Below are 26674 nucleotides of genomic sequence, written 5' to 3'. Positions count from 1 at the left end.
AGAGAGAAAGCGTCGTTCACCTGGCGAGCCTCTCTTTGCGAGCGAGATTCCATGATTCAGGCATGGCGGGCGGAGGCGAGCAGCGCCCCGACCAGCATAAACAGTGAACCAAAGACTTTGTTCAACGCCTTCATCTGCTTTGGCCCTTTGATCCATGCGGAAATGCGCTGCGCCAGGGTCGCATAGCCAATCATCACAATGATATCGACGACGATGGTGGTGACGCCCAGAACGATATATTGCATCACTTGCGGCTGGTGCGGCAGGATAAACTGCGGAAACAGGGCGGCCAGAAAAACAATGCTTTTGGGATTGGTGAGATTTACGAACACCGCGCGCTGAAACAGTTTGCCGCGCGTCTGCGCCTTCGCCAGCGTATTCAGGTCGATCGCCCCTGCCGCCCGCCATTGCTGGATACCCAGCCAGATCAGGTAGGCGGCGCCGGCCCATTTCAGCACCTCAAAGGCCAGCACCGAGCGGGAGAAGAGAGTGCCGAGACCAACGCCAACCAGCACGATATGAATGGCCAGCCCAGTCTGCAAACCGGCAATCGACGCCGCCGCGCCGCGGTATCCGTGGTTAATGGAAGTGGTCATGGTATTAATCGCTCCGGAACCCGGCGACAGGCTGAGAATAATTGATGTCAGCAGGTAGGCGAACCACCACTCAATGGTCATGAGAAACTCCCTGATTGTCTGTTTTTATGCCACAATACGCTATTGTGTCAGCATTGTGTGATACACGGTAAAAAAACGATTTTCAGCGGTTAACAGGGGTGTAAACCCGATGTTTGGGCAGAAAAAGGACTGGGAAACACGAGAAAACGCGTTTGCGGCCTTTAGCATGGGGCCGCTGACGGATTTCTGGCGACAGCGCGAAGAAGCTGAATTTAAAGGCGTCGACGATGTACCGGTACGCTTTGTCCGCTTTTGCGCGCAACATAACGATCGTCTGGTGTTGATTTGCCCCGGGCGCATTGAAAGCTACGTGAAGTATGCTGAAGTGGCCTACGATCTCTTTCACTGCGGCTTTGACGTGATGATCATTGACCATCGCGGGCAGGGACGCTCGGGCCGCCTGCTCTCAGATACCCACCGCGGACACGTGGTTAACTTCAGCGACTATGTTGATGACCTGGCCGCGCTCTGGCAGCAGCAGGTGGTTCCTGGACACTGGCGAAAACGGTTTATCCTTGCTCATTCTATGGGCGGAGCGATTGCCACGCTTTTTCTGCAACGTTACCGGGCGCATTGCGATGCAATAGCGCTCTGCGCGCCGATGTTCGGGATTATCATTCGGCTGCCGGACTGGATGGTGCGCCATATTCTCGACTGGGCTGAGGGCCATCAGCGCATTCGCGAAGAGTATGCCATCGGCACCGGGCGCTGGCGGGCGCTGCCTTTTGCCGTTAACGTGCTGACGCACAGTCGGCAACGCTATCGTCGCAACCTGCGCTTCTATGCCGATGAGCCGCGGCTGCAGGTCGGCGGTCCGACCTGGCACTGGGTGCGTGAGGGCATGCTGGCCGGCGACGAAGTGCTGGCGAATGTGGAAAAAGATACCGCCCCGACGCTGCTTTTACAGGCGGAGGAGGAGCGGGTGGTCGATAATCTGATGCACGACCGCTATTGCGAATTACGGGCCGCTGCCGGCCATCCCTGTGAGGGCGGTAAGCCGCTCGTCATTGAAGGGGCATATCATGAGATCCTTTTTGAAAAGGACGCTATGCGCTCAGTCGCGCTCAATGCCATCGTCGAGTTTTTCAATCGACATACTTAATCCGACGATAACGCTCGTCGCCCTGCTTAGAGGTTAACTTTTTTATGTACCAGGTTGTTGCGTCTGATTTAGACGGCACGCTGCTTTCTCCCGATCATTTCCTGACCCCGTATGCCAAAGAGACGCTAAAGCTGCTTACCGCCCGTGGGATCAATTTCGTCTTCGCCACCGGCCGTCACTACATCGACGTCGGGCAAATCCGCGATAATCTCGGCATCCGGTCGTACATGATCACCTCTAACGGCGCTCGCGTTCACGATAGCGATGGTCAGCAAATCTTTGCCCATAACCTCGATCGCGATATTGCCGCCGACCTGTTTGAGATCGTGCGTAACGACCCGAAAATCGTCACTAACGTTTATCGGGAAGACGAGTGGTATATGAACTGCCATCGTCCGGAAGAGATGCGCTTCTTCAAGGAGGCGGTGTTTAACTACAAGCTGTATGAGCCGGGCGAACTGGATCCGCAGGGGATCAGCAAAGTATTCTTTACCTGCGAGGATCATGAGCATCTGCTGCCGCTGGAGCAGGCGATGAACGCCCGCTGGGGCGATCGGGTGAACGTCAGCTTCTCCACCTTAACCTGCCTGGAAGTCATGGCGGGTGGGGTATCGAAGGGGCATGCGCTGGAGGCGGTGGCGAAGATGCTCGGCTACACTCTTTCCGATTGCATCGCCTTCGGCGACGGTATGAACGACGCTGAGATGCTTTCGATGGCTGGCAAAGGCTGCATCATGGCCAACGCCCACCAGCGGCTGAAGGATCTGCATCCGGAACTGGAAGTGATCGGCAGTAACGCCGACGATGCTGTCCCGCACTACCTGCGTAAGCTATACCTCGACTGAAAAAGATTGACGACTGGCGAATAAGTGTCCAGTCGTCAACCTGACTCTTCGCTACAATGCCTGTTCTTTATCCAACGAGACGACCATTGTGGCGCTGTTAATTATCACCACTATCCTGTGGGCCTTTTCTTTTAGCCTGATTGGCGAATACCTGGCCGGTAGCGTCGACAGCTATTTTTCGGTGCTGATGCGCGTGGGCCTGGCGGCGCTAGTGTTCCTGCCTTTCCTGCGCACGCGCGGCCAGTCTCCGCGCACGATCGTGCTCTATATGCTGGTGGGCGCGATGCAGCTAGGCATCATGTACCTGCTGGCTTTCCGCGCCTATCTCTATCTGACGGTCTCGGAATTTCTGCTGTTTACCGTGTTTACTCCCCTGTATATCACGCTGATCTACGACCTGCTCAGCGGACGTAAGCTGCGCTGGGGCTATCTGCTGAGTGCCGCGCTGGCGGTGCTGGGGGCGGCGATTATCCGCTATGACAAAGTCAGCGATCATTTCTGGACCGGGCTGTTACTGGTACAGCTGTCAAACCTCTGCTTCGCCATCGGTATGGTGGGGTATAAGCGTCTGATGGAGGTGCGTCCGATGCCGCAGCACAATGCCTTTGCCTGGTTCTATGTCGGGGCCTTTATCGTGGCGGTGGCGGCGTGGTTTATGCTCGGCAACGCCCAGAAGCTGCCGACCACCACGCTGCAGTGGAGCGTGCTGGTGTGGCTCGGCGTGGTGGCTTCCGGGCTGGGTTACTTTATGTGGAACTATGGCGCCACCCAAGTGGATGCCGGCACGCTGGGGATCATGAATAACGTCCATGTCCCCGCCGGGCTGCTGGTTAACCTTGCCATCTGGCAGGAGCAGCCGCACTGGCCGAGCTTTATTAGCGGAGCGTTGGTGATCCTGGCCTCGCTGTGGGTCCATCGCCGCTGGGTCGCTCCGCACTCCGGACAAACGGCAGATGATCGCAGGCGTGGTTCCGCGCAGAGCGAATAAACGCTTCGGTGACCGGTTGACGCTGTTCGCCATCGCGAACGGCCGCGTACAACCGGCTCCATAATCCCTCACCCAGGGTTTTGGTGACCACCAGGCCCTGGCGTTCAAAGCTTTCCACCACCCAGTGCGGCAGCGCGGCGATGCCCATCCGGGCAGCCACCATCTGGATCAACAACAGCGTGTTATCGACGCTTTTCAGCTGCGGGCTGATGCCGGCCGGCTGCAGGAAGTGGCGCCAGATATCGAGGCGCCCGCGCTGCACGGGATAAATCAACAGCGTTTCCGCGGCCAGATCCTCCGGGGTAACCAGCGTCTTCATAGCTAACGGATGCTCGGGCGCCAGCACCAGACGCACCTCAAAATCAAACATCGGCGAGTAGTGCAGGCCGCTGCGCGGCAGAATATCGGAGGTCATCACCAGATCCAGTTCACCCTGCTGCAGCGCAGGCTGTGGGTCGAAGGTGACGCCGGAATGGAAGTCGACCTCCACATGTGGCCAGTGGGCGCGGAAATTCTCCAGCGCCGGCGTCAGCCACTGAATACAGCTGTGACATTCGATAGCCAGCCTCAGCCGGGTCTGCTGTGGTTCGTTACAGTCCTGCAGGGCGCGAGCGATCTGCGGCAGCACCTGGTTGGCCAGCTGTAAGAGGATTTCCCCCTGAGGCGTAAAACGCAGCGGCTGGCTCTTACGCACAAAGAGACGAAAGCCAAGGCGCTGTTCCAGATCGCTGAACTGGTGAGACAAGGCGGACTGGGTCTGGTGCAGGGCCGCTGCCGCACCCGCCAGTGAACCGCTGTTCCGCAACGCTTGCAGCGTTTTCAGATGTTTAATTTCGATCATGAAAGTCCTTCACTTCGCCATGAGCAATTTGCGCTTGAGGAATATACAGTAACTGTCAATTATGGATGTGTAAACATCTGGACGTCTAAAACTCGTCATATTTCGACTTGCAGATGCGTTGGCTGCCTTGCTTACCCCAGTCACTTCCTTCAGTAAGCTCCTGGGGATGCGCATCGTTGCCGCCTTCCTGCAAGCCGAACTATTGAGATTTTTTCTTCAGATTCAATGAAATAAGAGAGGAACAAAAATGACAATTATTAACCACACCCTCGGTTTTCCTCGCGTTGGCCTGCGCCGCGAGCTGAAAAAAGCGCAAGAGAGCTACTGGGCGGGCAACGCCACTCGCGAGGAACTGCTGGCGGTAGGCCGTGAGCTGCGCGCCCGTCACTGGGAGCAGCAGAAACAGGCGGGCGTTGATCTGCTGCCGGTGGGGGATTTCGCCTGGTACGACCATGTTCTGACTACCAGCCTGCTGCTTGGCAACGTGCCGGCTCGTCATCAGAACAAAGACGGATCCATCGACATCGATACCCTGTTCCGCATTGGCCGCGGCCGCGCGCCGACTGGCGAACCGGCCGCCGCTGCGGAAATGACCAAATGGTTTAACACCAACTATCACTATATGGTGCCGGAGTTCGTGAAGGGCCAGCAGTTCAAACTGAGCTGGACCCAACTGCTGGATGAAGTAGACGAAGCGCTGGCGCTGGGCCACAAGATCAAGCCCGTGCTGCTGGGGCCGGTAACCTATCTGTGGCTGGGTAAAGTGAAAGGTGAACCGTTTGACCGCCTGACCCTGCTGAATGCCATCCTGCCGGTTTACCAGCAGGTGCTGGCCGAACTGGCGAAGCGCGGCATCGATTGGGTGCAGATTGATGAACCGGCGCTGGTGCTGGAGCTGCCGCCAGCGTGGCTGGAGGCCTTTCAACCGGCTTATGACGCCCTGCAGGGCCAGGTGAAGCTGCTGCTGACTACCTATTTTGAAGGCGTTAGCGACAATCTCGCGACCATTGCTGCGCTACCGGTCCAGGGGTTGCACGTCGATCTGGTGCACGGCAAAGATGATGTTGCCGAACTGCACAACCGCCTGCCGGCCGACTGGCTGCTGTCCGCGGGCTTGATCAATGGGCGTAACGTCTGGCGCGCCGATCTCACCGAAAAGTATGCGCAAATTAAAGACCTCGTCGGTAAGCGCGAGCTATGGGTCGCGTCATCCTGCTCTCTGCTGCATAGCCCGATCGATCTGAGCGTGGAGACGCGCCTTGATGCGGAAGTGAAGAGCTGGTTTGCCTTCGCGCTGCAGAAATGCGGTGAGCTGGCGCTGCTGCGCGATGCGCTGAACAGCGGCGATACAGCGGCGATTACCGAGTGGAGCGCGCCAATCCAGGCCCGTCGCCATTCGACCCGCGTGCACAACGCGGAGGTGGAAAAACGGCTGGCGGCGATCACTGCTCAGGACAGCCAGCGCGCCAGCCCCTATGAGGTTCGCGCGCAGGCACAGCGCCAGCGCTTTAACCTGCCGAAATGGCCGACCACCACCATCGGGTCATTCCCGCAAACGACCGAGATCCGCGGCCTGCGCCTGGACTTCAAAAAGGGTAACCTTGACGCCAGTCATTATCGGACGGGGATTGCGGAACATATTAAGCAGGCGATCGTCGAGCAGGAGCGGTTAGGTTTAGACGTACTGGTGCACGGGGAGGCCGAGCGGAACGACATGGTGGAATACTTCGGCGAACATCTGGACGGTTTTATCTTCACGCAAAACGGCTGGGTGCAGAGCTATGGTTCCCGCTGCGTGAAGCCGCCGGTGGTGATCGGCGACGTCAGCCGTCCGCAGGCGATCACCGTCGACTGGGCGAAGTATGCGCAGTCGCTGACCGACAAGCCGGTGAAAGGGATGCTCACTGGACCGGTGACCATTCTGTGCTGGTCCTTCCCGCGGGAGGATGTCAGCCGTGAAACCATCGCGAAACAGATTGCGCTGGCCCTGCGTGATGAAGTGGCGGATCTGGAGGCGGCGGGGATCGGCATCATCCAGATTGATGAGCCGGCGCTGCGCGAAGGGTTACCGCTGAAGCGCAGCGACTGGGATGCCTATCTGCAGTGGGGTGTGGAAGCCTTCCGCCTTAATGCTGCGGTCGCCAAAGACGACACGCAGATCCATACTCACATGTGCTATTGCGAGTTCAATGACATCATGGACTCCATTGCCGCGCTGGACGCTGACGTGATCACCATTGAAACCTCGCGGTCCGATATGGAGCTGCTGGAGTCGTTCGAAGCGTTCGAGTACCCCAATGAGATCGGGCCGGGAGTATATGATATTCACTCGCCAAACGTGCCGAGCGTGGAGTGGATCGAAGCGCTGCTGAAGAAAGCTGCGCAGCGTATCCCGGTGGAGCGACTGTGGGTTAACCCGGACTGCGGCCTGAAAACTCGCGGCTGGCCGGAAACCCGCGCCGCGCTGGCGAATATGGTGCAAGCGGCGCGAAATCTGCGCCAGTCCGCCTAATCGTTACGCGAAAAATCAAAAAGGAGGCATTTGCCTCCTTTTTTCATGCTTAGGGCGATTACCCTTTTTTACCGCCATACTGAGCAAACCAGGCGAGCATCCGCTGCCAGCCGTCTTTGGCTGACTCTTCATGATAGCTGGCGCGATAGTCGGCGTTAAAGGCATGATCGGCTTCGGGATAGACCACGATTTCCGCCGTGGCGTTGGCTGCCCGCAGCGCCTGACGCATAGTCTCGACGGTGTCCTGCGGAATGCTGGCGTCTTTAGCGCCGTACAGACCAAGCACCGGGGCGTTGAGATCGACGGCGATATCTACCGGGTGCTTCGGCGAATTCAGTGATTTTTCTCCCACCAGCTTACCGTACCAAGCCACTGCCGCTTTAAGCTGCGGGTTATGCGCGGCATACAGCCAGGTAATGCGTCCGCCCCAGCAGAAGCCGGTGATCAGCAGACGATGGGCATCGCCGCCGTGGCGCGCCGCCCAGCTGGCGACGTGGTCGAGATCCGCCAGCACCTGCGCGTCCGGCACCTTGCTGACCAGCTCTTTGAACAGGGTCGGGATATCGTGGTACTCATTCGGATCGCCCTGACGGAAGTACAATTCAGGCGCGATAGCCAGATAGCCTTCCTGTGCCAGGCGGCGACAAAGATCGCGAATATGTTCATGCACGCCGAAAATTTCCTGTACCACGATAACGATCGGCAGCGGACCGTCGGCATTTTTCGGGCGGGCGTGGTAGGCCGGCATGTTTTCACCCTGAGAGGGAATCGACGTCTCTCCGGCGATAATATGCTCTTCCGGCGTATGAACGGCGGTTGCGGCGTGTGGTGAAGCTGCAGGTGCGAATCCAGGTTGCTTGGTGGTGGTCATGGTATTCTCCGTACCCTTATTTATTAGCGCATCAGTAACTATAGACCCTTTACCTTTAGTTCGGGCGGTAATAAAGCACAGTGCCTGAAAGCGGCTATCTTTTGTTCTGTGATGATGAATATAACTTGTTAATGTGATGTGTATCACTATTTACTGAAAAACAACTGCAATCATTATTGGTCTTGGTGACTATCATCACAAAATGTTGCCAGGGGCTTCTGTACAGTACCGTTTTGCTTCTGCTGATAATTCGACCCACAGAGGAGTTTTTTATGTCCAAGTCTGATGTTTTTCATCTCGGCCTCACCAAGAACGATTTACAAGGGGCTACGCTGGCTATCGTCCCTGGCGATCCGGAGCGTGTGGAAAAGATCGCCGCGCTGATGGATAAGCCGGTTAAACTGGCATCTCACCGCGAATTTACCTCCTGGCGCGCGGAGCTGGACGGCAAACCAGTGATCGTCTGCTCTACCGGCATCGGCGGCCCGTCGACTTCCATCGCCGTGGAAGAGCTGGCGCAGCTGGGGGTGCGTACCTTCCTGCGTATCGGCACCACCGGCGCGATTCAACCGCACATTAACGTTGGCGATGTGCTGGTGACTACCGCCTCCGTTCGTCTGGACGGCGCCAGCCTGCACTTCGCGCCGATGGAGTTCCCGGCCGTCGCAGACTTCGCCTGTACCACCGCGCTGGTGGAAGCGGCGAAATCAATCGGCGCGACCACGCATATCGGCGTGACTGCCTCCTCGGATACCTTCTACCCGGGCCAGGAGCGTTACGACACCTTCTCCGGCCGCGTGGTGAGCCGCTTCAAGGGCTCAATGGAAGAGTGGCAGGCAATGGGCGTGATGAACTATGAAATGGAATCCGCCACGCTGCTGACCATGTGCGCCAGCCAGGGCCTGCGCGCCGGGATGGTGGCTGGGGTTATCGTGAACCGTACCCAGCAAGAGATCCCTAACGCCGAAACCATGAAGCAAACCGAAAGCCACGCGGTGAAAATCGTCGTGGAAGCGGCGCGTCGTCTGCTGTAACTCAACACTTTCCCTGTCAGGCCGGATCCTCCGGCCTTTCTTTTTTGCGTCGCCTCTCGCAGGAAATTCCTTTTAAACTGGACGTTTGTACAGCACAATTCTATTTTGTGTCATCAGGTTATCGCAGGGGGCGTCGTGGATCTCTCCATTATTATCAGCGCGGTTATCGCACTGGCAGCCGGGTTAATGGTCGGCTGGCTGGCGACCAAAGCGCGCGCCGATCAAATTCGGGCCGATCTCATCGAGGAACGGCGAGAGTTGGATATTGAGCTGAGCGCCGCCCGCCAGCAACTGGCGCAGGAGGCCCACTGGCGTGAGGAGTGTGAGCTGCTGAACAACGAGCTGCGCAGCCTACGGGATATCAATACCTCGCTCGAGGCCGATCTCCGTGAGGTCACCACCCGGCTCGAATCCACCCAGCTGCATGCGGAAGATAAGATCCGCCAGATGATGAACAGCGAGCAGCGCCTTAGCGAGCAGTTTGAAAACCTCGCCAACCGTATTTTCGAACACAGCAACCGGCGGGTCGATGAGCAAAACCGCCAGAGCCTGCATGGCCTGCTGACGCCGCTACGCGAACAGCTGGACGGGTTCCGCCGCCAGGTGCAGGAGAGCTTTGGCCAGGAGGCGCGTGAAAGACATACCCTGGCGCATGAGATCCGCAATCTGCAGCAGTTGAACGCGCAGATGGCACAGGAGGCGCTGAACCTGACCAAAGCGCTGAAGGGGGATAACAAAACTCAGGGCAACTGGGGGGAAGTGGTCTTAACCCGCGTGCTGGAGGCCTCCGGCCTGCGCGAAGGCTATGAGTACCAGACTCAGGTCAGTATTGAGACCGACAACCGCTCGCGGATGCAGCCGGACGTTATCGTGCGCCTGCCGCAGGGTAAGGACGTGGTGATCGACGCCAAAATGACCCTGGTCGCCTATGAGCGCTATTTCAACGCCGAAGACGACTACACCCGCGAAGTCGCGCTGCAGGAACACCTTGCCTCGGTGCGTAACCATATTCGCCTGCTGGGACGCAAGGATTATCAACAGCTGCCTGGCCTGCGCTCGCTCGACTATGTGCTGATGTTTATTCCCGTTGAGCCGGCGTTCCTGCTGGCCATCGATCGCCAGCCTGAGCTCATCAGCGAGGCGCTGCAAAATAATATTATGCTGGTTAGCCCGACGACGCTGCTGGTAGCCCTGCGCACTATCGCCAATCTGTGGCGCTATGAGCACCAGAGTCGTAACGCGCAAAAGATTGCCGAGCGGGCGGGGCGCCTTTACGACAAAATGCGCCTGTTTGTGGATGATATGTCCGCCATCGGCCAGAGCCTGGATAAGGCGCAAGAGAGCTATCGCCAGGCGATGAAAAAGCTCGCTTCCGGGCGTGGCAATCTGCTGGCCCAGGCGGAGGCCTTTCGCGGCCTGGGCGTGGAGGTCAAGCGCGGGATTAATCCTGATTTAGTCGAACAAGCTACGGCTCAGGACGAGCAATATCGTCTCGAAGATGAGGATAACCTGCCGGAAAATGACACATTTTCACCCGACTCTGCCGAGACGGTGCGTAGCCGGGAGGCGGCTCCGCCACGCTGAAACGTATGGGAAATGCGCTGAGTCTGATACACTCAGTGAACATTTTCTTGAAAAGCAAGCAGGCATAGAGATGGTTGAGGATTCACAAGAAACGACGCATTTTGGCTTTCAGACGGTCGCTAAAGAGCAGAAAGCAGATATGGTGGCGCATGTATTCCATTCTGTCGCCGCAAAATATGATGTGATGAACGACCTGATGTCGTTTGGGATCCATCGTTTGTGGAAGCGTTTCACCATCGACTGCAGCGGCGTACGTCGCGGGCAGACCGTGCTGGATCTGGCTGGTGGTACCGGTGATTTGACGGCCAAGTTCTCCCGCCTGGTAGGGGAAACCGGCCGCGTCATGCTTGCTGATATCAATGATTCTATGCTCAAAATGGGCCGCGAAAAGCTGCGCAATATCGGCATCGTAGGCAACGTTGAGTATGTTCAGGCCAACGCGGAAGCCCTGCCTTTTGCTGATAATACCTTTGACTGCATTACCATTTCTTTCGGTCTGCGTAACGTGACCGACAAAGAGAAAGCGCTGCGTTCGATGTACCGCGTGCTGAAGCCGGGCGGACGTCTGCTGGTGCTGGAGTTTTCTAAACCCATTATCGAACCGCTGAGCAAAGCCTACGACGCTTACTCCTTCCATATCCTGCCGAAGGTGGGCGAGCTGGTGGCAAAGGATGGCGACAGCTATCGCTACCTGGCGGAATCTATTCGTATGCATCCGGACCAGGAAACCCTGAAAGGGATGATGCAGGATGCGGGCTTCGAAAACGTGGATTACTACAACCTGACGGCGGGTATCGTTGCTTTGCATCGCGGTTACAAGTTCTGACAGGAGGGACGCTATGCCTTTCACACCCCTGGTTACCGCTGGCATTGAAACGGCGCTGAATACTTTCCTCTGGCGCGACAAAGCGCTTAAACCCGCTCGTCAGCGCCTGCTGGGCAAGGTATTGCGGGTCCAGCTGCAGGATTTCGCCACGCCCGTGGTGCTGGTATTCAGCGAACGCCAGGTTGACGTCCTGAGCGCCTGGGACGGAGAGGCCGATTGCACCGTGATTACCCGGCTCAGCGTGCTGCCAAAACTACGCAATCGTCAGCAGCTCACGGCGCTTATTCGCAGCGGTGATCTGGAAGTGCAGGGCGATCTGCAGGTGGTGCAGAATATGGTCTCCCTGTGCGACCTGGCAGAGTTTGATCCCGCTGAACTGCTGGCGCCCTATACCGGCGATATTGTGGCCGAAGGCGTCGGTAAAGTCCTGCGCGGCGGCGCTCAGTTTCTGCTGAAGGGCGCAGAGCGCCAGCAGCGCTATGTCGCGGAAGCGATCACTGAAGAGTGGCGCCTGGCGCCGGGGCCGCTGGAGCTGGCCTGGTTTGCTGAAGAGACAACGGCTATTGAGCGCGCGCTGGCCGCACTGGAAAAACGGCTGGAAACGCTGGAGGGCAAATGACGCCAGGAGAATTACGGCGCCTGTATTTCATCATCCACACCTTTTTGAGCTACGGGCTCGATGAGCTCATCCCCAAAATGCGCATCACGCTGCCGCTGCGTATCTGGCGGCGGATGCTGTTCTGGATGCCAAACCGCCATCAGGATCAGCCTCTTGGCGCCCGCCTTCGGCTGGCGCTCCAGGAGTTGGGGCCGGTGTGGATAAAATTCGGCCAGATGCTTTCCACCCGCCGGGATCTCTTTCCGCCGCATATTGCCGATCAGCTGGCGCTGTTGCAGGACCGCGTGGCGCCCTTTGAAGGGAAGCTCGCGCAGCAGCAGATAGAGAAAGCGATGGGGGGGCTGCCGGTCGAGACCTGGTTTGATGATTTCTCCGTTGAGCCGTTAGCCTCGGCGTCCATCGCCCAGGTGCATACCGCGCGTCTGAAGGAGAATGGCAAAGAGGTGGTGATCAAGGTTATCCGCCCGGATATTTTGCCGATCATTAAAGCGGACATGAAGCTCATCTACCGCCTGGCGCGCTGGGTACCGCGTCTGCTGCCTGACGGTCGCCGTCTGCGCCCGCAGGAGGTAGTTCGCGAATATGAAAAAACGCTGCTGGATGAGCTGAACCTGCTGCGGGAATCCGCCAACGCTATTCAGCTGCGGCGTAATTTCGAAGACAGCCCGATGCTGTACGTGCCGGAGGTGTACCCCGACTACTGCAGCGAAAGCATGATGGTAATGGAGCGCATTTACGGTATCCCGGTGTCCGATGTGGAGGCGCTGGAGGCCCAGGGCACCAATATGCAGCTGCTGGCGGAGCGGGGCGTGCAGGTCTTCTTCACCCAGGTGTTCCGCGACAGCTTCTTCCATGCCGATATGCATCCTGGCAACATATTCGTCAGCTACGAGCATCCGGAAGATCCGCAGTATATCGGCATCGACTGCGGTATTGTCGGCTCACTGAACAAAGAAGATAAGCGCTATCTGGCGGAAAACTTTATCGCCTTTTTCAACCGCGATTATCGTAAAGTTGCCGAGCTGCACGTCGATTCCGGTTGGGTTCCGCCCGATACCAACGTTGAAGAGTTTGAGTTCGCGATCCGCACGGTCTGCGAGCCGATCTTTGAGAAGCCGCTGGCGGAGATCTCCTTCGGCCACGTGCTGCTTAATCTGTTCAATACCGCGCGGCGTTTCAATATGGAAGTCCAGCCGCAGCTCGTTTTACTACAGAAGACATTACTTTACGTAGAAGGGGTAGGCCGGCAGCTCTATCCTCAGTTAGACTTGTGGAAAACGGCGAAGCCTTTCCTCGAGTCGTGGATCAAAGATCAGGTCGGCATTCCGGCGCTGGTGCGCGCGTTTAAAGACAAAGCGCCGTTCTGGATCGAAAGAATGCCGGAAATACCTGAGCTGGTGTATCAGAGCCTGCAGCAGAGCAAACAGCTGCAGACCAGCGTCGATACTATTGTGCGGGATATGCATGTGCGTCATGTGCGCCAGGGCCAATCCCGTTACCTGTTTGGTATAGGCGCGGTTTTATTGCTCAGTGGTACGCTGCTCTTTATCCATCGCCCTGAGTGGGGAATGATGCCCGGTTGGCTGATGGCCGGCGGTGTGGTGACCTGGCTTATTGGCTGGCGGAAAACCCACTGATCGGTTCGCCTCTTCATGACGCAGGCTTATTTGCGCAAAATCATGTCGGCGGCCTGACGAAGAGGCGGCTCGCAGGATGGCGTGTATAATGCGTCCACACAATTCATCATCTGTCATAGGGGAACGTGTATGGGTGGTATCAGTATTTGGCAGTTATTAATTGTTGTCGTCATCGTAGTTCTGCTTTTTGGGACGAAGAAGCTGAGCTCGCTGGGGTCTGACTTAGGGGCATCTATCAAAGGCTTTAAAAAAGCCATGAGTGATGATGATAAACCCGAAAAGTCGGCGCCAGACGCAGATTTCACGGCGAAAACCATCGCCGATAAACAGGATGATGCAAAAAAAGACGAGACAAAACGCCACGACAAAGAGCAGGTGTAACTCGTGTTCGATATTGGTTTTAGTGAACTACTGCTGGTGTTTGTGATTGGCCTCATTGTTCTGGGGCCACAGCGGCTTCCCGTAGCGGTTAAAACGGTAGTTGGCTGGATCCGTACGTTACGCTCGCTGGCGACCACGGTACAAAATGAGCTGGCCCAGGAGCTAAAACTGCAGGAGTTCCAGGAGAGCCTGAAGAAGGTGGAAAAGGCTAGCCTGAATAACCTGACGCCGGAGCTGAAAGCCTCGATGGATGAACTGCGCGAGGCCGCGGAGTCGATGAAGCGCTCCTATAGCGCCCACGATCCCGAAAAAGCCAGCGACGAAGCCAATACCATCCTTAATCCGGTGGTCAAAGGCAGCGAAGCGCAGCGCCAGGACGTCACGCCGGCGACGGCAGAACATCAGGCCAGCGCTCCGGCTCATGCGCCAGATCCCGTTGCCGACGAGCAATCTGCTTCACCGGCTGACCTTCAGGCAGAGAAAACGTCCGCTACGGCGGCAGTTCCCCATTCTTCCCCCGCATCGAGTGATAAACCGTAAACATGGGCGTAGACGATACACAACCGCTAATTTCGCATCTGATTGAGCTGCGCAAGCGTCTGCTCAACAGCATCATTGCTATTCTGGTGATCTTCCTGGCGCTGGTCTATTTCGCCAATGATATCTACCAGCTGGTCTCGGCCCCGCTTATCAGTAAGATGCCAGTGGGCGCGACGATGATCGCCACCGATGTCGCTTCACCTTTCTTTACGCCGATAAAGTTGACCTTCATGGTGTCGGTGATCCTGTCGGTGCCGATTATTCTTTACCAGGTATGGGCCTTCGTCGCGCCGGCGTTGTATAAGCACGAACGCCGGCTGGTGGTGCCTTTACTGGTATCCAGTACCCTGCTGTTCTATATCGGCATGGCTTTCGCCTATTTTGTCGTGTTTCCGCTGGCGTTCGGCTTCCTGACCCATGCGGCGCCGGAAGGGGTGCTGGTCTCGACCGATATTCGCAGCTATCTCGACTTCGTGATGGCGCTGTTTATGGCATTCGGGGTCTCCTTTGAGGTGCCGGTCGCCATTGTGTTGCTCTGCTGGATGGGCGTTACCACGCCGGAAGACTTGCGTAAAAAAAGGCCGTATGTGCTGGTGGGTGCCTTCGTGGTGGGCATGCTGCTGACGCCGCCGGACGTATTCTCGCAGACACTGCTGGCCATTCCGATGTACTGTCTGTTTGAAGTCGGGGTGTTCTTCGCCCGCTTCTACACCGGGAAGCGCCTGACGCGCGATGACGACGCCGCGGCCGAAGCTGAAGCCGCAGAGCACAGAGAAGAGTAATACCGCCAACCGCCCGTCAGGGCGGTTGGCATATGGGAGCGATCATGTTTGATATCGGCGTTAATCTGACCAGTTCGCAGTTTTCCCGCGATCATGATGAGGTAGTAGCGCGCGCCCTGGCGGCGGGGGTTAACGGCATGCTGCTGACCGGCACAAATTTGGCGGAGAGCCAGCAGGCGCAGAAACTGGCGAGCCGCTATTCCGGCTGCTGGTCCACGGCGGGAGTTCATCCCCATGACGGTAGCAGCTGGACGCCAGCGGTCGCCGAGGCGATTTATACCCTCGCCGGCGAGCCGCAGGTGGTGGCGATAGGCGAGTGCGGTCTGGATTTTAACCGGAATTTTTCCACGCCGCACGAGCAGGAGGTAGCGTTCAGCGCCCAGTTGGCGCTGGCCGCTGAGCTGTCGATGCCGGTGTTTTTGCACTGCCGCGACGCCCACGATCGGTTTCTGACGCTGCTTAAACCCTGGCTTGAGAAGATCCCGGGCGCGGTGCTGCACTGCTTTACCGGCAGCCGCAGTGAGGTGCAGGAATGCCTGGATCTGGGCCTGTTTATCGGTATTACCGGTTGGGTATGCGATGAGCGGCGGGGACTGGAGCTGCGCGAGCTGCTGCCGGCGATCCCGGCGGAACGTCTGCTGCTGGAGACCGATGCGCCTTATCTGCTGCCGCGCGACCTCAAGCCGAAACCGGCCTCGCGGCGTAACGAGCCCGCGTATTTGCCGCATATCCTGGCCAGCGTCGCGGCCTGGCGTGGCGAGGAGGCGCAATGGCTGGAGGCGCAAACGGACGCAAACGTCAGGGCGCTGTTTGGCGTCGACATTAACGGCGTTTAGATTTTCTGGAAGTCGGTATTTTTAACGCTCTGCAGGACTTGCTTATTCAGCAGGTTTAACAGCAACATAGAGCGCGCTTCGCCGTCGGGCTCGGTGAAGATCGCCTCCAGGCCTTCAAACGCGCCGTCGGTGATTAGCACGCTATCGCCCTCATGCGGCGTTTCCGGGTCGGTAATCCCTTCCGGTTTGTAGATAGAAAGCTGATGGATGACCGCCGAGGGGACGATAGCGGGTAGGGCGCCAAAGCGCACGAAGTTGTTAACCCCGCGAGTGGCGCTGATGGTGGTGGTATGAATCACCTCTGGATCGAACTCAATAAACAGGTAGTTCGGGAACAACGGTTCGCTGACCATGGTGCGTTTACCGCGAATGATTTTTTCCAGCGCAATCGTCGGCATCAGGCAGTTAACTGACTGACGTTCCAGATGTTCCTGGGCTCGTTGTAGCTGCCCACGTTTGCAATACAGTAAGTACCAGGCTTGCATAATGACTCATTCCACTTCTAATAACGGCAAGCATAACAAATGGCTGGTGTAATCGCGAAAGCCATTATAATTGAAATCCAAATTTCAGCGTTCTTTCACGCTAATTTAACAAAATTACAGCATCGCGCCGTCGAACACCGTATAATTAGCCGCCTGTAGAGAGGTCAATAACACTTCCATGAAATATCACGATCTTCGCGACTTTCTGACACTCCTGGAACAACAGGGCGAACTAAAACGTATCACTCTGCCGGTCGATCCTCACCTGGAAATCACCGAAATTGCCGACCGGACTCTGCGCGCCGGCGGCCCGGCGCTGCTGTTTGAGAATCCGAAAGGCTATACCATGCCGGTGCTGTGCAATCTGTTCGGCACGCCGCGTCGCGTGGCGTTGGGGATGGGGCAGGAGGATGTCAGTTCGCTGCGCGAGGTGGGTAAACTGTTGGCCTTTCTGAAAGAACCTGAGCCGCCAAAAGGCTTCCGCGACCTGTTTGATAAGCTGCCGCAGTTCAAGCAAGTGCTGAATATGCCGACCAAACGCCTGCGCGGCGCCCCCTGTCAGCAAAAAATCATCCAGGGCGATGATGTCGACCTGAATAAAATCCCGATTATGACCTGCTGGCCGGAAGATGCCGCGCCGCTGATCACCTGGGGGTTGACGGTAACCCGCGGGCCGCACAAAGAGCGGCAGAACCTGGGGATTTATCGCCAGCAGCTGATCGGCAAAAACAAACTGATTATGCGCTGGCTGTCTCATCGCGGCGGCGCGCTGGATTTCCAGGAGTGGTGCGCGGCGCGTCCGGGCGAACGCTTCCCGGTTTCCGTGGCGCTTGGCGCCGATCCGGCAACCATTCTTGGCGCGGTGACGCCGGTGCCCGATACCCTGTCGGAATATGCCTTCGCAGGCCTGCTGCGCGGCACCAAGACCGAAGTGGTTAAGTGCGTTTCCAATGACCTTGAAGTGCCGGCCAGCGCGGAAATTGTGCTAGAAGGCTACATTGAGGCCGGTGAAATGGCGCCGGAAGGCCCGTATGGCGACCACACCGGTTACTACAATGAAGTAGACCAGTTCCCGGTGTTTACGGTAACCCATATTACCCAGCGTGAAGACGCGATTTATCATTCTACCTATACCGGCCGACCGCCCGATGAGCCAGCGGTGCTGGGCGTGGCACTGAATGAAGTCTTTGTGCCGATCCTGCAAAAGCAGTTCCCGGAAATCGTTGATTTCTATCTGCCGCCGGAAGGGTGCTCCTATCGCCTGGCGGTGGTGACCATGAAAAAACAGTACGCGGGACATGCCAAGCGCGTAATGATGGGCGTCTGGTCGTTCCTGCGCCAGTTTATGTACACCAAGTTCGTGATTGTCTGCGATGACGACGTCAATGCACGCGACTGGAACGATGTGATTTGGGCGATCACTACCCGTATGGACCCGGCTCGTGATACGGTACTGGTAGAGAATACGCCAATTGATTATCTGGATTTTGCCTCGCCGGTTTCCGGCCTGGGTTCAAAAATGGGGCTGGATGCCACCAATAAATGGCCTGGCGAAACCCAGCGTGAATGGGGTCGCCCAATCAAAAAAGATCCTGCCGTTACGGCGCGTATTGACGCCATCTGGGATGAACTGGCCATCTTTAAACAACAGTAAGCGGGGCTAACGCCGCTGTTTTGCTCTATTGACCCGACAGAGGGGACGCATGACAACCTTAAGCTGTAAAGTGACCTCGGTGGAGGCGATTACCGATACCGTATATCGTGTTCGATTAGTGCCGGAAGCGGCATTTTCCTTCCGTGCCGGCCAGTATCTGATGGTGGTAATGGATGAGCGCGACAAGCGCCCGTTCTCCATGGCTTCCACGCCGGCGGAACAGGAATTTATCGAGCTGCATATCGGCGCCTCGGAGCTCAATCTGTACGCGATGGCGGTCATGGATCGCATTCTGAAAGAGCGTGAAATTGAGGTTGATATTCCGCATGGCGAAGCGTGGCTGCGCGATGACGAAGATCGCCCGCTGATTCTGATCGCCGGCGGTACCGGATTCTCTTATGTGCGTTCTATTCTGTTAAGCGCGCTGGCGCGTAACCCTGATCGCGATATCGCCATTTATTGGGGCGGCCGCGAGGCTAAGCATCTGTACGATCTGGCCGAGCTGGAAGCGTTAAGCATCAAGCATCCGAATCTGCGCATCGAGCCGGTGGTCGAACAGCCGGAAGAAGGGTGGCGTGGTCGCTCCGGTACGGTACTCACCGCCGTGCTGCAGGATTACGGTACGCTGGCCGAGCATGACATCTACATTGCCGGTCGTTTTGAGATGGCCAAGATCGCTCGCGACCTGTTCTGTAATGAGCGCGGCGCGCGTGAAGATCGCCTGTTTGGCGATGCGTTTGCGTTTATCTGAAAATAAAAAACCCGCCCCTGACAGGCGGGAAGAACGGCAACTAAACCTGCTCTCTTCGCCATAGCCGCCAGGTTCTGGTGGCAATGGCGTTGAGATACCCTTTCGCTTAAACCCGCTCAAACACGGTAGCGATCCCTTGTCCCAGGCCGATACACATGGTGGCGAGGCCGAACTGAGCGTCTTTGCGCTCCATCTGGTTGATCAGCGTGGTGCTAATACGCGCCCCGGAACAGCCCAGCGGATGACCGAGCGCGATCGCCCCGCCGTTGAGGTTGATCTTCTCATCGATCTGCTCCATTAAGCCCAGATCTTTAATACACGGTAGGATCTGCGCGGCAAATGCTTCATTCATTTCAAAAACGTCGATATCGCTGGTGGATAAGCCCGCTTTTTTCAGCGCCAGCTTTGAGGCCGGAACCGGGCCATAACCCATAATGGACGGGTCGCAGCCGACCACCGCCATTGAACGGACGCGAGCGCGCGGCTTCAGCCCCAGCTCGCGAGCGCGGCTTTCGCTCATCAGCAGCATCGCCGCTGCGCCATCGGAAAGGGCGGAAGAGGTACCCGCCGTTACCGTACCGGTCATCGGGTCAAACGCCGGTTTAAGCGTGGACAGCGTCTCGACGGTGGTTTCCGGGCGGATCACCTCGTCATAGTTAAAGGACTTGAGTACGCCATCGGCATCGTGGCCGCCGGTGGGGATAATCTCCGCTTTGAATGCGCCGGACTGGGTTGCGGCCCAGGCACGAGCGTGAGAGCGCGCGGCGAACTGATCCTGCATCTCGCGGCTAATACCGTGCAGACGCGCCAGCATCTCCGCGGTCAGCCCCATCATCCCTGCCGCCTTTGCCACGTTGCGGCTGAGGCCCGGATGGAAATCGACGCCGTGGCTCATTGGCACATGGCCCATGTGCTCGACGCCGCCAATCAGGCAGACGCTGGCATCGCCGGTCATGATCATACGGGCCGCATCGTGCAGCGCCTGCATGGAAGAACCGCACAGACGGTTGACCGTATTTGCTGGTACCGAATGCGGGATCTCCGCCAGCAGCGCCGCGTTACGGGCGATGTTAAAACCCTGCTCGAGGGTTTGCTGCACGCAACCCCAGTAGATATCGTCTATCGCGCTTGCCTCAAGCGACGGATTGCGCGACAGCAGGCTACGCATCAGGTGCGCGGAGAGGTCTTCCGCGCGCACGTGGCGAAATGCGCCGCCCTTCGAACGGCCCATCGGGGTGCGAATTGCATCGACAATGACAACCTGTTCCATTGTGACTCCTTAAGCCGTTTTCAGAGCGCCAACCGGACGGGCTGGCTCTACCTGGGGATAATACGCTTCGTTATGGCGCGCTTTGTCACGCAGACCGGCTGGCACTTCATACAGCGGGCCAAGGTGCTGGTATTGCTGCGCCATATCGAGATACTTCGCGCTGCCGATGGTATCCAGCCAGCGGAATGCGCCGCCGTGGAACGGAGGGAAGCCCAGGCCGTATACCAGCGCCATATCCGCTTCCGCCGGGCTGGCGATAATGCCTTCTTCCAGGCAGCGGACGACTTCGTTAACCATGGGGATCATCATGCGGGCGATAATCTCTTCATCGCTGAAATCGCGCTTCGACTGGCTGACGTCGGCGAGCAGGCTGTCGACGGCAGCATCTTCTTCTTTCTTCGGCTTACCTTTGCTGTCGTCTTTATAGCGCCAGAAGCCGAGGCCGTTCTTCTGGCCGAAACGGTTGGCGTCAAACAGGGCGTCGATGGCGTCGCGATAATCTTTCTGCATCCGCTGCGGGAAGCCCGCCGCCATGACCGCCTGAGCATGGTGCGCGGTATCGATGCCGACCACGTCCAGCAGATAAGCCGGGCCCATCGGCCAGCCAAACTGTTTCTCCATCACTTTGTCGACTTTGCGGAAGTCCGCTCCGTCGCGCAGCAGCTGGCTGAAGCCGGCGAAGTAGGGGAACAGTACCCGGTTGACGAAGAAGCCGGGACAATCATTCACCACAATCGGCGTTTTGCCCATTTTGCTGGCCCAGGCCACCACTTTGGCAATGGTATTATCCGAGGTTTTTTCGCCGCGGATCACTTCAACCAGCGGCATGCGATGCACCGGGTTAAAGAAGTGCATACCGCAGAAGTTTTCCGGGCGCTGCAGAACGCTGGCCAGCTCGCTGATGGGGATCGTTGAGGTGTTGGACGCCAGCACGGTATCCGGGCGCACTTTTGTCTCGGTTTCCGCTAGTACGGCTTTCTTCACTTTCGGGTTTTCCACCACCGCTTCAACAACCACGTCGACGCGGTCAAAACCGCTGTATTCCAGCGTTGGCTGAATGGTGCTAATCACTCCGGCCAGCTTCAGACCGTCGATTTTGCCGCGTTCCAGCTGTTTATTCAGCAGCTTCGCCGCTTCGGTCATGCCAAGGGTCAGCGATTTGTCGCTGATGTCTTTCATCACCACCGGCACGCCCTTCCAGGCCGACTGGTAAGCGATACCGCCGCCCATAATGCCAGCGCCCAGGACGGCAGCATGCTTCGGCGTCTCGACATCTTTGGTCAGCTTTTTCGCTTTCGCTTTGACGTACTGGTCGTTCAGGAAGATACCAACCAGCGCGCGGGCCTCATTGGTATGGGCCAGCGGGACAAAGCTTTTATTTTCCAGCACCAGGGCTTCTTCACGACCAAGACGCGCGGCGGCTTCAATGGTTTTGACCGCGGTGATCGGCGCCGGGTAATGCTTCCCGGCGGTTTGCGCGACCATGCCTTTGGCAATCGTGAAGCTCATGGCGGCTTCAATTTTGCTGAGCTTCAGCGGCTCCAGCTTCGGCTGACGTTTCGCTTTCCAGTCCAGGTCGCCATTCATGGCCTGACGTAGGATCGCCAGCGCGCCGTCGCGTAGTTTTTCCGCAGCGACCACGCCATCCACCAGGCCGATTTTCAGTGCTTGATCGGCGCCGACGTCTTTCCCGGCGGCAATAATTTCCAGCGCGCTATCGGCGCCGAGCAGGCGCGGCAGACGCACGGAACCGCCGAAGCCCGGCATAATGCCGAGCTTGGTCTCTGGCAGCCCAATGCGCAGGTCCGGCGTCGCCAGGCGGTAATCGGTCGCCAGCACGCATTCGCAGCCGCCGCCCAGCGCATAGCCATTGACGGCAGAGATAGTGGGGACGGGGAGATCTTCCAGACGATTGAAGACGCTGTTAGCAAAATGCAGCCACTGGCTTAACTGCTCCTCAGGGACCAGGAACAGCGAGAGGAATTCGGTGATATCCGCGCCGACGATAAATGCCGCTTTTTCAGAGCGCAGCAGCAGACCTTTGAGATCGCTTTGTTTTTCCAGTACGTCCAGCGCATGACCGAGGCTGGCTACGGTTGCGGTATCAAGCTTGTTGACCGAACCTGGGGCATCGAACACCAGTTCGGCGATGCCATCTTCCAGCCAGTCGAGGTACAGGGTGTCGCCTTTGTAGAGCATGTCAGTCTCCTGAATCCAGCAATATGATCTGGTCATACCAGATGAAACGGAGTGTGGAATTTATGTTAAAGAATTGCAAATTACTCTTTAAATAATTGCTGGTCGGATCACATCCGGCGGAAATCACCCGCACGCAGGTCGATGTGCTAAGATGCGGTGTATCACGATCCCATAAAAGCAAAGGATAAAAGATGGAATCCCTGGCCGCGCTCTATAAAAATCATATTGTTACCCTACAAGAACGTACCCGCGACGTCCTGGCCCGTTTTCAAATGGATGCTCTGCTGATTCACTCCGGCGAGCTGGTTAACGTCTTCCTTGATGACCATCCGTACCCGTTCAAGGTCAATCCGCAGTTCAAAGCCTGGGTGCCTGTGATTCAGGTGCCTAACTGCTGGCTGCTGGTGGACGGTGTGAATAAACCGAAGCTGTGGTTCTATCTGCCGGTAGATTACTGGCATAACGTTGAGCCGTTGCCGACCTCTTTCTGGACCGAAGAGATAGACGTGATCGCGCTACCGAAGGCCGATGGCATCGGCAGCCAGCTGCCTGCTGCTCGCGGTAATATTGGCTATATCGGTCCGGTGCCTGAGCGCGCGCTGGGCCTGGGTATCGCCGCGGATAAGATCAACCCGAAAGGGGTTATCGACTACCTGCATTACTACCGGGCTTACAAAACCGATTACGAGCTGGCCTGCATGCGTGAAGCGCAGAAGTCGGCGGTGAATGGTCATCGTGCGGCCTACGAAGCTTTCCAGTCGGGAATGAGCGAATTCGATATCAACCAGGCCTATCTCACCGCCACCGGCCATCGTGATACCGACGTGCCTTACAGCAATATTGTCGCGCTGAATGAGCATGCCTCCGTCCTGCACTACACCAAACTGGACCATCGTGCCCCGGCGGAGATGCGCAGTTTCCTGCTCGACGCCGGTGCGGAATATAACGGCTATGCCGCAGATCTGACGCGCACCTGGGCGGCGCACGGCGATAACGACTTTGCCCATCTGATCAAAGACGTTAACGATGAGCAGCTGGCGCTGATTAGTACCATGAAGGCCGGTACCAGTTACATTGATTACCATATCCAGTTCCATCAGCGTATCGCGAAGCTGTTGCGTAAACACCAGTTGGTTACCGACATGAGCGAAGAGGCGATGGTGGAGAATGACCTGACCGGGCCGTTTATGCCGCACGGGATTGGCCATCCGCTGGGTCTGCAGGTGCATGATGTTGCGGGCTTTATGCAGGACGATACCGGTACGCATCTGGCGGCGCCGTCGAAATATCCGTACCTGCGCTGCACCCGTATTATCGAGCCGCGTATGGTGCTGACCATTGAACCCGGCATCTACTTCATCGAGTCGTTACTGGCGCCGTGGCGTGAAGGCCCATTCAGCAAGCACTTCAACTGGCAAAAAATTGACGCCATGAAGCCGTTTGGCGGGATCCGTATCGAAGATAACGTGGTGGTTCACGAAAACAGCATCGAAAATATGACGCGCGATCTGAAGCTGGCCTGATGGAGAGCTGGTTAATCCCGGCGGCGCCGGTTACCGTCGTTGAGGAGATTAAAAAAAGCCGTTTTATCACGCTGTTGGCGCATACCGACGGCGTGGCGGCGGCAAAAGCTTTTGTCGAGTCCGTCAGAGCGGATCATCCTGATGCCCGCCACCACTGCGTGGCGTGGGTCGCGGGGCCGCCTGATGATTCGCAACAGTTGGGGTTTTCAGACGATGGCGAACCGGCGGGAACGGCGGGTAAACCGATGCTGGCGCAGCTGATGGGAAGCGGCGTCGGCGAGATAACCGCTGTCGTCGTGCGTTACTACGGTGGTATCCTGCTGGGCACCGGTGGTCTGGTTAAGGCCTATGGCGGCGGGGTGCATCAGGCGCTGGCGCAGCTGACGACGCTGCGCAAGACGCCGTTAACGGCATATACTTTGCAGTGTGAGTATGGGCAACTGGCCGGCGTCGAAGCGCTGCTCGCCCAATTCTCCGGAAACGTCGTTGAAAGCGAATATCTGGCGTCAGTTCGGCTGCGCGTGGCGCTTCCCCAGGCCGAAGTGGCGGCTTTTTCAGCAAGACTGGCTGATTTTAGTCGTGGTTCATTGCAATTACTGAAGATTAACGAATAATCCCCTCTGTTTTTTGCCTATCAAAGGAAGCGCCAGAGATGCATTTTCGCGCCATAACCCGAATCGTTGGACTGCTGGTCATCTTGTTTTCGGGGACGATGATCGTCCCGGGATTAGTGGCCCTGATATATCGCGATGGCGCGGGACGGGCCTTCACTCAAACCTTCTTTGTCGCTCTGGCGATCGGCTCCATGCTGTGGTGGCCGAACCGTAAGCAAAAAGGCGAACTGAAATCTCGTGAAGGGTTTCTGATCGTGGTGCTGTTCTGGACCGTGCTGGGGAGCGTGGGGGCCTTGCCCTTTATCTTCTCCGAACAGCCGAACCTGACGGTGACGGATGCCTTCTTCGAGTCATTTTCCGGCCTGACGACGACCGGGGCGACCACTCTGGTGGGGCTGGACTCGCTTCCGCACGCTATCCTCTTTTATCGCCAGATGCTGCAGTGGTTCGGCGGCATGGGGATCATTGTGCTGGCGGTAGCGATTCTGCCTATCCTCGGTGTCGGGGGGATGCAGCTCTACCGCGCGGAAATGCCCGGCCCGCTGAAGGATAACAAGATGCGTCCGCGTATTGCCGAGACGGCGAAGACATTGTGGCTCATCTATGTGTTACTCACAATCGCCTGCGCATTGGCGCTCTGGTTTGCCGGTATGCCGGCGTTCGATGCGATCGGGCACAGTTTCGCCACCATCGCCATCGGCGGTTTCTCGACTCACGATGCCAGCGTCGGCTATTTCAACAGCCCGATGATCAACTCCATCATTGCCATCTTCCTGCTGATCTCCGGCTGTAATTACGGTCTGCATTTTTCGTTGTTGAGCGGACGCAGCCTGAAGGTGTACTGGCGCGACCCCGAATTTAGGATGTTCATTGGCGTCCAGTTGACGCTGGTCATCGTCTGTACGCTGGTGCTATGGCTTCATAACGTGTACGGCTCGGTGTTGACGACGCTGAACCAGGCGTTTTTCCAGGTGGTGTCGATGGCGACCACCGCGGGGTTCACCACCGATAGTATTGCACGCTGGCCGCTGTTCCTTCCGGTGCTGTTGCTGTGCTCCGCATTTATCGGCGGCTGCGCTGGCTCCACGGGCGGTGGATTAAAAGTGATCCGTATTCTGTTGCTGTTCAAGCAGGGCAACCGTGAGCTGAAGCGGCTGGTGCACCCGAATGCGGTGTATAGCATTAAATTAGGTAACCGCGCGCTGCCGGAACGTATTCTGGAAGCGGTATGGGGATTCTTCTCCGCCTATGCGCTGGTCTTTATCATTAGTATGCTGGCGATTATCGCCACCGGGGTGGATGACTTCTCTGCTTTCGCCTCCGTGGTGGCGACATTGAACAACCTCGGGCCTGGGCTCGGCGTCGTCGCGGATAACTTTGCCACCATGAACCCGGTCGCGAAATGGATCCTGATTGCTAATATGCTGTTTGGTCGTCTGGAAGTGTTCACCTTACTGGTGCTCTTTACCCCCACTTTCTGGCGCGAATAACAGGAGTGCTCGTGAAAACTTTAATTCTCTTCTCCACCCGCGACGGGCAGACCCGTGAAATTGCTTCGTTTCTCGCCTCTGAGCTTAAAGAGCTGGGCATCGATGCGGACACCCTGAACCTGAACCGTACCGATGTCGTCGAATGGCATCACTACGATCGGGTGGTCATTGGCGCGTCGATTCGCTACGGGCACTTTCATCCGGCGGTGGACCGCTTTGTGAAAAAGCATCTGGCAGCATTGCAGGCGCTGCCGGGGGCATTCTTTTCGGTTAACCTGGTGGCGCGTAAACCCGAGAAGCGCACGCCGCAGACCAACAGCTATACGCGTAAGTTTCTGCTGAACTCGCCGTGGCAGCCGCAGAGCTGCGCGGTATTTGCCGGCGCGCTGCGCTACCCGCGCTACAGCTGGTACGATCGGTTTATGATCCGCCTGATTATGAAAATGACCGGGGGTGAAACGGATACCCGCAAAGAAGTGGTCTATACCGACTGGCAACAGGTATCCCGGTTTGCTCGGGAAATCGCACAAATGGCGCGCAAATAGCGCGTAAAACTCGCGTTGTGATGGAAAATCGAGCGAACGAAAAGTTTTTTTGCATTTCCCCTTGTCAC

25 protein-coding genes are annotated in these 26674 nt (G+C 57.3%); 19 read left to right on the top strand and 6 right to left on the bottom strand.

The window, feature by feature from the left end; translation table 11 throughout:
• Positions 1-56: 56 nt before the first annotated feature.
• Positions 57-677, bottom strand: a complete 621-nt coding sequence (gene rhtB / locus KHQ26_RS07890; protein ID WP_004181651.1) for a homoserine/homoserine lactone efflux protein — start codon at positions 675-677, stop codon at positions 57-59.
• A gap of 109 nt (positions 678-786) precedes the next feature.
• On the opposite strand from rhtB, the gene pldB reads away from it, so the two are divergent.
• The 3 genes from pldB to KHQ26_RS07875 all read left to right on the top strand — a co-directional run bounded on the left by pldB (position 787) and on the right by KHQ26_RS07875 (position 3612).
• Positions 787-1779, top strand: a complete 993-nt coding sequence (gene pldB / locus KHQ26_RS07885) for a lysophospholipase L2 (RefSeq protein WP_002883412.1) — start codon at positions 787-789, stop codon at positions 1777-1779.
• A gap of 44 nt (positions 1780-1823) precedes the next feature.
• The gene (yigL, locus tag KHQ26_RS07880) at positions 1824-2624 is read left to right on the top strand and encodes a sugar/pyridoxal phosphate phosphatase YigL (RefSeq protein ID WP_049123847.1); all 801 of its coding nucleotides are present in this window, start codon (positions 1824-1826) and stop codon (positions 2622-2624) included.
• Positions 2625-2712: 88 nt separating this feature from the next.
• The gene (locus KHQ26_RS07875; protein WP_002883414.1) at positions 2713-3612 is read left to right on the top strand and encodes a carboxylate/amino acid/amine transporter; all 900 of its coding nucleotides are present in this window, start codon (positions 2713-2715) and stop codon (positions 3610-3612) included.
• Here KHQ26_RS07875 and metR read toward each other — a convergent pair.
• Positions 3500-4453 (bottom strand): HTH-type transcriptional regulator MetR, encoded by a 954-nt coding sequence (metR, locus tag KHQ26_RS07870; protein WP_020804035.1) that lies wholly within the window; start codon positions 4451-4453, stop codon positions 3500-3502. The genes KHQ26_RS07875 and metR overlap by 113 nt on opposite strands.
• A 247-nt stretch (positions 4454-4700) precedes the next feature.
• Here metR and metE point away from each other — a divergent pair, with 247 nt between their 5' ends.
• On the top strand, positions 4701-6965 hold the full coding sequence (metE, locus tag KHQ26_RS07865; protein ID WP_002883416.1) for a 5-methyltetrahydropteroyltriglutamate--homocysteine S-methyltransferase: 2265 nt from the start codon (positions 4701-4703) through the stop codon (positions 6963-6965).
• 58 nt (positions 6966-7023) lie between these two features.
• Here the strand turns inward: metE and KHQ26_RS07860 are convergent, their stop codons facing one another.
• On the bottom strand, positions 7024-7836 hold the full coding sequence (locus KHQ26_RS07860; protein WP_002883417.1) for a dienelactone hydrolase family protein: 813 nt from the start codon (positions 7834-7836) through the stop codon (positions 7024-7026).
• Positions 7837-8108: 272 nt separating this feature from the next.
• On the opposite strand from KHQ26_RS07860, the gene udp reads away from it, so the two are divergent.
• The 9 genes from udp (at position 8109) to tatD (ending at position 16075) form a co-directional block, all read left to right on the top strand.
• Entirely contained in the window at positions 8109-8870 is a 762-nt protein-coding gene (gene udp / locus KHQ26_RS07855) for a uridine phosphorylase (protein WP_002883419.1), read from the top strand.
• A 135-nt stretch (positions 8871-9005) separates the two neighbouring features.
• Positions 9006-10454 (top strand): DNA recombination protein RmuC, encoded by a 1449-nt coding sequence (gene rmuC / locus KHQ26_RS07850; protein WP_020804045.1) that lies wholly within the window; start codon positions 9006-9008, stop codon positions 10452-10454.
• Between the two features lie 70 nt (positions 10455-10524).
• Positions 10525-11280: a bifunctional demethylmenaquinone methyltransferase/2-methoxy-6-polyprenyl-1,4-benzoquinol methylase UbiE gene (gene ubiE / locus KHQ26_RS07845; RefSeq protein ID WP_002883421.1), complete on the top strand. Its 756-nt coding sequence runs from the start codon at positions 10525-10527 to the stop codon at positions 11278-11280.
• A gap of 13 nt (positions 11281-11293) precedes the next feature.
• A complete protein-coding gene (ubiJ, locus tag KHQ26_RS07840; protein ID WP_002883422.1) occupies positions 11294-11899 on the top strand; it encodes a ubiquinone biosynthesis protein UbiJ in 606 nt (201 codons plus the stop codon).
• Positions 11896-13536, top strand: coding sequence for a ubiquinone biosynthesis regulatory protein kinase UbiB (gene ubiB / locus KHQ26_RS07835; protein ID WP_004177924.1), 1641 nt, complete (start codon positions 11896-11898; stop codon positions 13534-13536). Before ubiJ ends, ubiB begins: the two co-directional genes overlap by 4 nt.
• Positions 13537-13665: 129 nt before the next feature.
• Complete coding sequence (gene tatA / locus KHQ26_RS07830) at positions 13666-13917, top strand: Sec-independent protein translocase subunit TatA (RefSeq protein WP_002883425.1); 252 nt, start codon at positions 13666-13668, stop codon at positions 13915-13917.
• 3 nt (positions 13918-13920) lie between these two features.
• A complete protein-coding gene (gene tatB, locus KHQ26_RS07825) occupies positions 13921-14457 on the top strand; it encodes a Sec-independent protein translocase protein TatB (RefSeq protein WP_002883426.1) in 537 nt (178 codons plus the stop codon).
• A gap of 2 nt (positions 14458-14459) precedes the next feature.
• Positions 14460-15239: a Sec-independent protein translocase subunit TatC gene (gene tatC / locus KHQ26_RS07820; protein ID WP_002883427.1), complete on the top strand. Its 780-nt coding sequence runs from the start codon at positions 14460-14462 to the stop codon at positions 15237-15239.
• A gap of 32 nt (positions 15240-15271) precedes the next feature.
• Positions 15272-16075, top strand: a complete 804-nt coding sequence (gene tatD, locus KHQ26_RS07815) for a 3'-5' ssDNA/RNA exonuclease TatD (RefSeq protein WP_004146458.1) — start codon at positions 15272-15274, stop codon at positions 16073-16075.
• Here tatD and rfaH read toward each other — a convergent pair.
• On the bottom strand, positions 16072-16560 hold the full coding sequence (rfaH, locus tag KHQ26_RS07810; protein ID WP_002883430.1) for a transcription/translation regulatory transformer protein RfaH: 489 nt from the start codon (positions 16558-16560) through the stop codon (positions 16072-16074). The genes tatD and rfaH overlap by 4 nt on opposite strands.
• A gap of 178 nt (positions 16561-16738) precedes the next feature.
• Here rfaH and ubiD point away from each other — a divergent pair, with 178 nt between their 5' ends.
• The gene (gene ubiD, locus KHQ26_RS07805; RefSeq protein WP_009309755.1) at positions 16739-18214 is read left to right on the top strand and encodes a 4-hydroxy-3-polyprenylbenzoate decarboxylase; all 1476 of its coding nucleotides are present in this window, start codon (positions 16739-16741) and stop codon (positions 18212-18214) included.
• A 49-nt stretch (positions 18215-18263) separates the two neighbouring features.
• Complete coding sequence (fre, locus tag KHQ26_RS07800; protein ID WP_002883448.1) at positions 18264-18965, top strand: NAD(P)H-flavin reductase; 702 nt, start codon at positions 18264-18266, stop codon at positions 18963-18965.
• Positions 18966-19071: 106 nt separating this feature from the next.
• Here the strand turns inward: fre and fadA are convergent, their stop codons facing one another.
• Both fadA and fadB read right to left on the bottom strand, forming a co-directional pair.
• Complete coding sequence (fadA, locus tag KHQ26_RS07795; protein ID WP_029497107.1) at positions 19072-20235, bottom strand: acetyl-CoA C-acyltransferase FadA; 1164 nt, start codon at positions 20233-20235, stop codon at positions 19072-19074.
• 9 nt (positions 20236-20244) lie between these two features.
• Entirely contained in the window at positions 20245-22434 is a 2190-nt protein-coding gene (gene fadB, locus KHQ26_RS07790) for a fatty acid oxidation complex subunit alpha FadB (RefSeq protein ID WP_004213300.1), read from the bottom strand.
• A 191-nt stretch (positions 22435-22625) separates the two neighbouring features.
• Here fadB and pepQ point away from each other — a divergent pair, with 191 nt between their 5' ends.
• Genes pepQ through hemG form a run of 4 tightly spaced genes read left to right on the top strand, consistent with a single transcriptional unit; the run spans position 22626 to position 26606 of the window.
• Positions 22626-23957, top strand: coding sequence for a Xaa-Pro dipeptidase (gene pepQ / locus KHQ26_RS07785; protein WP_020804037.1), 1332 nt, complete (start codon positions 22626-22628; stop codon positions 23955-23957).
• Positions 23957-24571 (top strand): IMPACT family protein, encoded by a 615-nt coding sequence (locus tag KHQ26_RS07780; RefSeq protein ID WP_002883449.1) that lies wholly within the window; start codon positions 23957-23959, stop codon positions 24569-24571. The genes pepQ and KHQ26_RS07780 overlap by 1 nt, the downstream gene beginning before the upstream one ends.
• Before the next feature lie 38 nt (positions 24572-24609).
• The gene (gene trkH / locus KHQ26_RS07775) at positions 24610-26061 is read left to right on the top strand and encodes a Trk system potassium transporter TrkH (protein ID WP_002883450.1); all 1452 of its coding nucleotides are present in this window, start codon (positions 24610-24612) and stop codon (positions 26059-26061) included.
• Between the two features lie 11 nt (positions 26062-26072).
• Positions 26073-26606: a menaquinone-dependent protoporphyrinogen IX dehydrogenase gene (gene hemG / locus KHQ26_RS07770; RefSeq protein WP_002883453.1), complete on the top strand. Its 534-nt coding sequence runs from the start codon at positions 26073-26075 to the stop codon at positions 26604-26606.
• The last annotated feature ends 68 nt before the right edge of the window (positions 26607-26674 follow it).

This window comes from Klebsiella sp. 10 (assembly GCF_018223925.1).
Classification (GTDB): Bacteria; Pseudomonadota; Gammaproteobacteria; order Enterobacterales; family Enterobacteriaceae; genus Klebsiella; species Klebsiella pneumoniae.
The sequence above is the reverse complement of the archived record's forward strand: the minus strand, read 5'-3'. Positions and strand labels throughout refer to the sequence as shown.